Here is a 292-nt window from a genome sequence, read left to right on the forward strand (position 1 = left end):
TTCTGTCTCTATTCCTCGCACGCCATGGACAGGCACCACCCCGATTCCCAAGGTAATACATTGGATTACCCAGATAATATTGGCGCCTGGGACTCGCTCGAAAGCTGGACCGGGGATGAAGCGGAGAGCCGCAGGTATGTCCGGTATTTGCGGGAGAAGGCATTTCCCCAAATCCGCGTGCTGCTCACGAATTACGGCCCGGTCGGCAACCTCTGGATCGACTGCGGACACAAGATCACGGTTGAGCAGGGAGGGGTATTCGCCGAGCTGGTCCGTTCGATTCAACCGGGTT

Annotated in this window: 1 pseudogene; it reads left to right on the top strand. The window is 57.2% G+C overall.

Annotated features, from left to right (window positions below):
* Positions 1-60: 60 nt before the first annotated feature.
* Positions 61-292, top strand: a pseudogene (locus tag KVT34_RS30145) (alpha-L-fucosidase); the annotation flags it as partial.

This window comes from Paenibacillus sp. GbtcB18 (assembly GCF_019091125.1).
GTDB classification, from domain to species: domain Bacteria; phylum Bacillota; class Bacilli; order Paenibacillales; family NBRC-103111; genus Paenibacillus_F; species Paenibacillus_F chitinolyticus.